General features: G+C 37.1%; 8 protein-coding genes. 6 read left to right on the top strand and 2 right to left on the bottom strand.

Translation table 11 applies throughout. From position 1 onward, the window contains the following. The first annotated feature begins 74 nt into the window (after positions 1-74). The 4 genes from GJV03_RS01730 (at position 75) to GJV03_RS01715 (ending at position 3691) form a co-directional block, all read left to right on the top strand. On the top strand, positions 75-686 hold the full coding sequence (locus GJV03_RS01730; RefSeq protein WP_016539694.1) for an OmpW family outer membrane protein: 612 nt from the start codon (positions 75-77) through the stop codon (positions 684-686). A 167-nt stretch (positions 687-853) separates the two neighbouring features. Beyond that, positions 854-1195, top strand: a complete 342-nt coding sequence (locus tag GJV03_RS01725) for a hypothetical protein (protein WP_004818519.1) — start codon at positions 854-856, stop codon at positions 1193-1195. A gap of 92 nt (positions 1196-1287) precedes the next feature. Then, positions 1288-3219 (top strand): molecular chaperone HtpG, encoded by a 1932-nt coding sequence (gene htpG / locus GJV03_RS01720; protein ID WP_151956253.1) that lies wholly within the window; start codon positions 1288-1290, stop codon positions 3217-3219. A gap of 61 nt (positions 3220-3280) precedes the next feature. Beyond that, positions 3281-3691: a hypothetical protein gene (locus GJV03_RS01715; RefSeq protein WP_105714610.1), complete on the top strand. Its 411-nt coding sequence runs from the start codon at positions 3281-3283 to the stop codon at positions 3689-3691. An 81-nt stretch (positions 3692-3772) separates the two neighbouring features. On the opposite strand, the gene GJV03_RS01710 is transcribed toward GJV03_RS01715, so the two are convergent. Both GJV03_RS01710 and GJV03_RS01705 read right to left on the bottom strand, forming a co-directional pair. After that, a complete protein-coding gene (locus GJV03_RS01710; protein ID WP_035372393.1) occupies positions 3773-4918 on the bottom strand; it encodes a hypothetical protein in 1146 nt (381 codons plus the stop codon). Positions 4919-5641: 723 nt separating this feature from the next. Beyond that, a complete protein-coding gene (locus GJV03_RS01705) occupies positions 5642-6343 on the bottom strand; it encodes a DsbA family oxidoreductase (RefSeq protein WP_154129330.1) in 702 nt (233 codons plus the stop codon). Between the two features lie 191 nt (positions 6344-6534). Here GJV03_RS01705 and GJV03_RS01700 point away from each other — a divergent pair, with 191 nt between their 5' ends. Next, complete coding sequence (locus tag GJV03_RS01700) at positions 6535-7284, top strand: hypothetical protein (RefSeq protein ID WP_105714611.1); 750 nt, start codon at positions 6535-6537, stop codon at positions 7282-7284. A gap of 50 nt (positions 7285-7334) precedes the next feature. Next, positions 7335-8150, top strand: a complete 816-nt coding sequence (locus GJV03_RS01695) for a DKNYY domain-containing protein (protein WP_154129329.1) — start codon at positions 7335-7337, stop codon at positions 8148-8150. The last annotated feature ends 3 nt before the right edge of the window (positions 8151-8153 follow it).

Below are 8153 nucleotides of genomic sequence, written 5' to 3'. Positions count from 1 at the left end.
GATTTAAATAAATGTTGCAATATTATTAATACCTATGTTTAATGCTTATTAATAACAACGCTGGGGTATTTATAATGTTAAAGCAAACTGCTCTTATTGCATTAATGGCAATTTCTTCTGCTTCATTTGCAGATTGGCAAGTCAAAGTTGGTGGTTCGGTGATTGCACCAACACAAGACACCAAAGTTGCTGGTGTTGGGACTGTGAAGGCAGACCATGAATATGCTTTTACGCCTTCTGTAGAATATATCTTTGGTGAAACACCTTTCTCTGCGGAAGTTTTATTAGCTACACCAATTAGCCACGATGTGAAATTAGATGGTGAAAAAGCAGTTAACCTTAAACACTTACCACCAACTGTAACGTTTAAATATAACTTTAAAAACTCTACACGTTTTACACCGTATATTGGTGTTGGTGGTACAGCATTCCTTGCATGGGATGAGGAATCATCTGGGGCATTGGCGGGCACTAAGGTTAAAGTTAAAGAAGATTTTGGTTTTGCTGGTCAAATCGGTTTTAACTTCCAACCTGCTGATGCAAAAAATTGGGGTGTTTTCTTTGATGCCCGTTATGCTCAATTAAGCCCAGAAGTGACTGTTAAAGCGGGTAATACTACTGCTGCAAAATTTGATTTAGATATTGATCCAGTTATCTATACTTTGGGTTATAGCTATAGATTCTAAGTTTGCTTTAGAATCATAAAAAACTCGGTAAATTTACCGAGTTTTTTTATTTTTACAGAGCCTTATATATTGAAACAAGAAGCAATAAAAAATAGTTATTTTTAGCTATATAAGCGCTGATTAAATCCATTTAATCTATCAGAACATCAATAAGACTTTGACATGATATGAAAAATTTAATTTTTATAATATTTGTAGGGTTAAGTAGCAGCACTATAGCCAATGCTGCAAGTTTTAATTGTGAGCATGCTCAGACCAAAAGCGAACATGCCATTTGTGAGCATCGCAGTTTAAACGATGCAGATGTCAAAATGGCGACCACCTATACCATTATCCGTAAACTCGTTCCGATGGGAACACGGGGCGTGATACAGGATCAGCAAGTGAAATGGTTACAACTGCGCAATCAATGTCAGGACAATCTACGCTGTTTAACCGATGCGTATCAGATGCGTCAGCAAAAACTAGAAATTTATATGAATCGAGTTTACCAACAAGGGCCATTTTAAAAAAAATTAAATTTTCCTATTGAAATATGCTTAAACCACTCCATTTCTAATGCATTCAATAAAAAAGCGTTATGAATTTACGGAGTGATTTTATGAGTGAACAGAACGTACAACACAGTTCAAAAAAGCATAGCTTTCAAGCAGAAGTGGCTCAGCTTTTACATTTAGTGACGCATTCACTTTATTCTAACCCTGAAATTTTCCTACGCGAGCTGATTTCAAATGCTTCAGATGCATGTGATAAGTTGCGTTTTGAAGGAATTAACCATCCTGAATATTATGAGAATGATCCAGACTTACATGTTCGTGTAAGCCTAGATAAAGATGCTAAAACAATCACCATCTCAGATAATGGTATTGGTTTAAGCCAACAGGAAGCCATTGATAACTTAGGGACGATTGCTAAATCAGGTACCAAAGACTTTATGTCAAAGCTATCTGGTGACCAAAAAGCAGATGCGCAACTGATTGGTCAGTTTGGTGTAGGTTTTTATTCTGGTTTTATCGTTGCTGATAAGATTACCGTTGAATCTCGTCGTGCAGGTTTAGATACATCAGAAGGTGTACGTTGGATCAGTGGCGGTACAGGTGATTTTGAAGTTGAACAAATTGAGAAGACTTCACGTGGAACATCGATTATTTTGCATTTACGTGATGATGCGCTGGATTATTTAGAATCTTATAAAGTTAAACAAATTATCAATAAATACTCTGACCATATCAGCTTACCTATCGAAATGCAGAAGGAAGTTTGGCAGGAAGAAGAAGCTGCTGAAGGTGAAGAGAAAAAACCAGGTCATTATGTTAAAACAGATGAATGGGAAGCGATTAACTCAGCAAGTGCTTTGTGGACACGTAGCAAAGGCGAAATTACAGAAGAGCAGTATGTAGAATTCTATAAGAATTTAACCCATGACTTTGATGCACCACTGGCTTGGGCGCATAACCGAGTTGAAGGCAGTACTGAATATACCCAATTGCTTTATATTCCAAGTAAAGCACCAAGTAATATTTTCACACGTGAAGCTAAAGCAGGCATCAAACTTTATGTAAAACGTGTATTTATTATGGATGATGCAGACAATCTGATTCCAAATTATTTACGTTTTGTACAAGGTGTGGTGGATAGTGCTGATCTGCCGCTTAACGTAAGTCGTGAGATTCTACAAGAAAGCCGTGATGTGAAAACCATCCGTGAAGGAAATGCACGTCGTGTATTGACAACATTGGATGCTTTAGCAAAATCAGAAGATCAAGCTGACCAAGACAAATTTAAAACCTTCTATGCTGAATTTGGTTCAGTAATCAAGGAAGGTTTAGGTGAAGACTTTGGTAATCGTGAACGTATTCTAAAACTTTTACGCTTCTCTACTTCGAGCAATGATGAAGTTTCAACATCATTGGAAGCGTATAAAGCACGCATGAAAGAAGGGCAAAAAGCCATCTATTATGTGACTGCCGATAGCTTAGCGGCTGCAAAAAACTCACCACAACTTGAATTGTTCCGTAAAAAAGACATTGAAGTTTTGCTTATGGCAGACCGTGTTGATGAATGGGCGATGGAATTTGTGCATGACTTTGATGGTACACCTATGCAAAATGTCGCAAAGGGTGCAGTCGATCTTGGTGATTTACAAGATGCTGAAGAGAAAAAAGCACTTGAAGCTGCTGCAGAACAGTTTAAACCTGTGGTTGAAAAGCTCTCTGATTCATTAAAAGCCAAGACCAAAGAAGTGCGTGTGACAACGCGTTTGGTGGACTCACCAGCATGTCTAGTAACCAGCGATGGTGAGCTTTCTCCACAATTGATTCGTATGTTAAAACAAGCGGGTCAGGCTGTACCTGAATCTAAGCCAATTCTGGAAATTAACCCAGAACATCCTTTAGTGAAAAAATTGGAAAGTTCAGCACAGTTTGATGATTTAGCCAATGTGATCTTTGATCAGGCAGTAATTGCTGAGGGTGGTTTACCTGATGATCCTGCGGAATATGTAAAACGTATTAACAATTTATTGCTTAAATAAGTCGTCATTTGTTTTAACAGAGCCTATCTTAAAGATAGGCTTTTTTTATAAAAAACATTCAATGAATAAATTTAAAAGAATTCAATGTATAGGCTGTTCTGTATTGCTCAGTTTAGCTACAACAGTAGGAATGGCATATGAACTTCCACCTGTTGAAAAGCGCAATGCAAATACCACAGATCTTTCAGTACATAACGCCATGTTCTTACGACAAAATACACAGGCTGCTGTGATTGGTATATTGAAAAAAAATGGTCAGAACTATGAACTTGCAGCTAGCGATGGGAAAGGGGGAATGGCGTTACCGATAGCAGTACATCCAAGCCTTAAAATAGACGATGCTTTAGTCGATAAAGAAGTTAGGGCGATTGGGCGAATGACCTACGAAACAATGTATATGCCAAATTCAAGCGACTTTGGTCCCGCTTATAGTTTTACTTTTGAATTGTTTTCAATTGCCTCATTGAATTAAAAGGATGTGGCAGGCGTTTTATCAACATCAGTGGATAAGTCGAAACTTATCCACAGTTCAGCTTAAAGATTCAGCTGATGCTTAAAATAACGCTTCTAAACGGACCAAAGCACTTGGGAAATGGCTACGATCTTCACGACGATCATTAAAATAATTTAAATCACCTTGTACGTAAAACCATTCACGCCAAACAGGTTGCCGCCAAGACACAAAAGGCCCCCAACTGTTTAATTTAAGATCATTATCATTATAATAACCGCCAGTGTAGATACCGTAGTTAAAGCGATTGTTTTTAAAGAACTGATGTTGACGATAAGTACGGTTATCCCAAGTTAAATCATCGTCTTGTTCATCTGCATACGTCACATAGAATTGGTTAGAAATAAAGGGCTGATTGGGGCGAGCATGGGTTAGCTCTAAGTTGGTTCTTAAATAGTTTTCACTGTCGATCCCATAGCGGTAAATTTGTTCTGCATGAAAAGTAAAATCATTCCCCAGTTTCCAATCCTTTTGGGCCTTTAAACGTGCATAAATATCATCGCCTGAACGAATACCAAGGTCTGCATCTATGTCAAAAGGTAAGCGTTTAGAAAGCTGTGACCAACGTAAAGCAATCGAGCTGTTATCATCACGAATTTGTTTTCCATCCACTCGTTTATCTGGATTGCCATCAGCATGATTGTTATTGATCGCAATATTATTGGAAATTTCATCATCTAATGAATCATCACCAAAGACCACACTTAAACGGTTTTCAAGTGTGGGTAATTTTACTTTCCCTCGAATACGTGGATTGACATCATAACCATCATGTTTGTTCCATTGATTATCAACAATGATCCGCAACGTTGCTGATGCTGGATGTGCCGGATCAGTTTTTCCAAACCAGTTGTCCATTTTATTGGCTGTACGGTCTGCCCAATTGCTAATCTTTTTCTGCTTTTTGTCGGCCCAAGTTTGATCTTCTGTCGCATCTGTTGGGGGAACAATAACCTGATCAGATTGTTCAGGAAAAATGGTCGGTGTTGAGTCAACAATTTTTGGAATATAGTTGAGCAAGCCGATCTCATTTTCTTTGGTGGTGGCTAAAGAAGGTTGCTGATCGACTTTCCCCGTTTTAGCATTCGCTTCAAGACTGCTATTTACTTCTGCAAATGCAGCGTTCCCAAAAAAACCGCCTAATATTAAGACATAAGGTAGTTTTGAGAAGATTGATATTTTATTCATATGCACACTTCTTAAACTTTGAATCATTCAGTTTTTAATTTTCAGTATAACTATGCCTTAAAAAAACACTGAATTTCAATGGAATCGCTATTTTAAGTACAAAAAACATAAATTTATTTAAAATGAAACGCATTCTATCAGCGATATCGCGAACCAAAGCGCAGTTTAAGCTGTTTTTGAATAGATCAGTGCTTTTATTATCCACAGCCCAATTGTAGTAAAGCTTTTAAACTAAAAATTGCTTTAGATACAAAATATGCACTTATCCAAGAAGAATTGATAAGCGATTGTGAATAGATCCCATAAACGTTTGAAAATCGAGAATGAAGAAAAATTATACGCTGTTGTGGATAACTTTAATTTTATCCTCAAGGCCGATTTTATTGTGGTATAAACAAAAACACCTCCAAAAGAGGAGGTGTTGTGTCTTAAAAAAATAAGAAAATTAAAAAAGAAACTACAGCGCATGAATTTCGTGGGAACGAAAAATATTTAAAGATCTTAGTCTAAGAAAAACACGATGAATAGTTCCTTTTCTGCAACGCTGTATTGCAAAAATGGCACGTAAAATTTTAAAAAATGACCCATTAAAAATAAAGCGTAGAAATCATTAGTATATTTTTATGATCAGTTTATGTTGGTTTTTTAACCATTTTCTTAAATATTACTATGCTTATTGAATACTGAAGAAACTCCTTCAAGGAATTTCTCCAGTAGCTGATTTTATTTGTTTGGAACTTCACAAGAGTCATCAGCACAAACAGGGCCATCCTGTTGCTCGATTTCAGCATCATTCGCAGTTTCAAGGGCTTTTTCTAACACTTGTACAAAGACTTCACGTGGTTGAGCACCCGCTAAAGCCACACGTTGATCAAAGACAAAGAATGGTACACCTGTTACTTTTAATTGATCATGAGCAACTTGTTCATCGAATTTTACAAAGTCAGCATATTCTTCAGAGTCTAGAACATCATCAACTTCGATCGGATTTAAGCCAATACGAGATGCGACATCTTCAATTGTTTCACGCTCACCAATCGGTAGGCCTTGTGTCATATAGCTATAGAAAAAAGCTTCTTCCGCTTCTGAACCTAAACCCTTACTTTGTGCAAGGTGAATGATACGATGGGCATTAAAGGTATTTCCTGAGTTGGCATTTTCCCAGTTAAATTGGATGCCTTCTTCTTTTGCCATTGCTGCAATATTGCGTTGCATATCTTCGACTTCAGGGATGCTACGTCCATATTTTTGCGCAAGACGTTCAGAGTTTGAAACTTCTTGACGCGTAGGTGCTTCAGGATCAAGTTCAAAACTGTGCCAATGGACTTCAAGTTCAATACCTGCTTGTTCAGCAGCAGCTTCTAAACGTTTTTTACCGATATAGCAAAAAGGACAAACCACATCTGACCAAATATCTACGCGCATGGGAAATCTCTACAATCTAATTCTGGATTATGATGGGGTTTGTTTGCATAAATTTAAAGTGAAACTTTTAAGTGATGCCCATTTTAAGCTTATTCAGCAAAAGTTATTTATTGTTATTTTGCATAATTAATATACAAAAAAGAGTCGCTTAGGATATTCTAAGTAATCTATAAGGATGTTCGGAGCTTGGTATGCGTCGACTTTTGATTGTTTTCGGTATCATCTTTCTGGCTGTTATTGGATTTTTCTACTATGACCATAGTTCAATAAAGAATGAAGAAGCCAATCGCCAAGCATTTGATTTGGTGATGACTGAAAAAATGCGGCAACTTTCTGAACAAGCCCAAGACCGTTCTAAACCAGTAAATATTGATATCCATGATAATCGGCTCAAAGGTGATTACAAAACCTTGTCTGAGTTTTTATTGAAATATTGGGCCAAGAATGTTGATACACGGAACACTTATTTAAATCAGCTCGCAGCGGCCAAATGGGATCATTTTTTAGATGTAAATCGTTTGGATGCAGACCGTAAACAGAACTATGTAGAAACAACACAGATGCTGGTGACTGTACGACAAGCAATGCAGCAATATCAGCAAAAAAATAGACAAAATAAAACCGAGGCTTTAAACGAATTAAAAAAAATAGATTTGCGTAAAGACCTCAAGAAACCCTTACAGGATAAGCTCGAACAGAATGCTGAACTTGACCCTGAAAATACCCTAATCCTAAATGAGCTACAAATTTTAGGTAAAGCTGAAACCATGTTTGATTTGTTAAAAAAATATGAGTGGCAGAAGCAGGGCAATCAAATTTTGTTTAAAGAAGATGCTCAAGTGAAACAATTTAATCAGTTATTTCAGGATGTACTGAAATTGAATAGCCAAATCAATCAGAAAAAAGAGCAAAATGCGGAAGTATTAGAAGAAGCCTTGTAAATTTTAGAAGTAGATGAATGAAAAATATAAAAATATGGTTGTTTTTTACAATGTTTATACTGCTATTGCTGGGTGGGATTGGCTATGTCTACCAGACGCCAATTCTCGTTCAGCAGGATTGTAAAAGTGTTGCTTTATATCGTTATCATTTTGGTGTTTATCAAATTGACCGAGATTCCATTCTGGATGTCGATACTTATAAACAGGTTTATGGATGGAAGCATTTTTTAGGCTTAGCCCCTATTTTATGTGCTGAACAAATTGAGTATGACCAATGTGTCGAGGAGGAAAAGCAAGCGGCTTTAAATGCTGAGCAGGAAAAACAGCAATGGAGCCTTGTGCGGGACAATTTATATATCAATCCTCAACGAGAATTGGCTTTAAAGTTTCCTTATGCAAATCGTTGTAGCATGTTTTTATCTGAACATGTTCTGCCTAGCAAAAGCCTGTCGATCATGGGTGAGCGTTTTTATCGACATTTGGGTTTTGGTGGTGAAGATGGGCCTTCTTTGAATGACACTATAGATTTAGCGAGCTTCAAGCAGTTAAACCCTTCCAATTTATATAAAGATAAACGGCATGTTTATCGCTACTTTAGTATGCTGGATGGGGGTAGTTTTTCTATTTTAGAGGGTGCAGATGCCAATAGTTTTGAGTTGCTCGGAGATTGCTATGCAAAAGACAAGCACAATATTTATGAAGAACGTTTTGGCAAACTTGACGATGCAGATTATGCAAGTTTTAAAACCAAATCTGATGCGGGATGTATTGCACAGGATAAAAATGGCTATTGGTTTTGGAATGATCGAAAAGCTTGGAAGGATATGAATAGTGAAGAAAAAGAGCGAGTCAAAGCGCTTCAATGAGGT

This window comes from Acinetobacter sp. RIT698, from assembly GCF_009668065.1.
Lineage (GTDB): Bacteria > Pseudomonadota > Gammaproteobacteria > Pseudomonadales > Moraxellaceae > Acinetobacter > Acinetobacter guillouiae.
This window is presented reverse-complemented; position numbering and strand designations above follow the sequence as displayed.

What these genes read in the sequence shown, in the direction of transcription:
- GJV03_RS01695 (WP_154129329.1), top strand. Translation starts at nt 7,335, where the DNA reads ATGTTTATACTGCTATTGCTGGGTGGGATTGGCTATGTCTACCAGACG.
- GJV03_RS01715 (WP_105714610.1), top strand. Translation starts at nt 3,281, where the DNA reads ATGAATAAATTTAAAAGAATTCAATGTATAGGCTGTTCTGTATTGCTC.
- GJV03_RS01730 (WP_016539694.1), top strand. Translation starts at nt 75, where the DNA reads ATGTTAAAGCAAACTGCTCTTATTGCATTAATGGCAATTTCTTCTGCT.
- GJV03_RS01700 (WP_105714611.1), top strand. Translation starts at nt 6,535, where the DNA reads ATGCGTCGACTTTTGATTGTTTTCGGTATCATCTTTCTGGCTGTTATT.
- htpG (WP_151956253.1), top strand. Translation starts at nt 1,288, where the DNA reads ATGAGTGAACAGAACGTACAACACAGTTCAAAAAAGCATAGCTTTCAA.
- GJV03_RS01725 (WP_004818519.1), top strand. Translation starts at nt 854, where the DNA reads ATGAAAAATTTAATTTTTATAATATTTGTAGGGTTAAGTAGCAGCACT.
- GJV03_RS01710 (WP_035372393.1), bottom strand. Translation starts at nt 4,918, where the DNA reads ATGAATAAAATATCAATCTTCTCAAAACTACCTTATGTCTTAATATTA.
- GJV03_RS01705 (WP_154129330.1), bottom strand. Translation starts at nt 6,343, where the DNA reads ATGCGCGTAGATATTTGGTCAGATGTGGTTTGTCCTTTTTGCTATATC.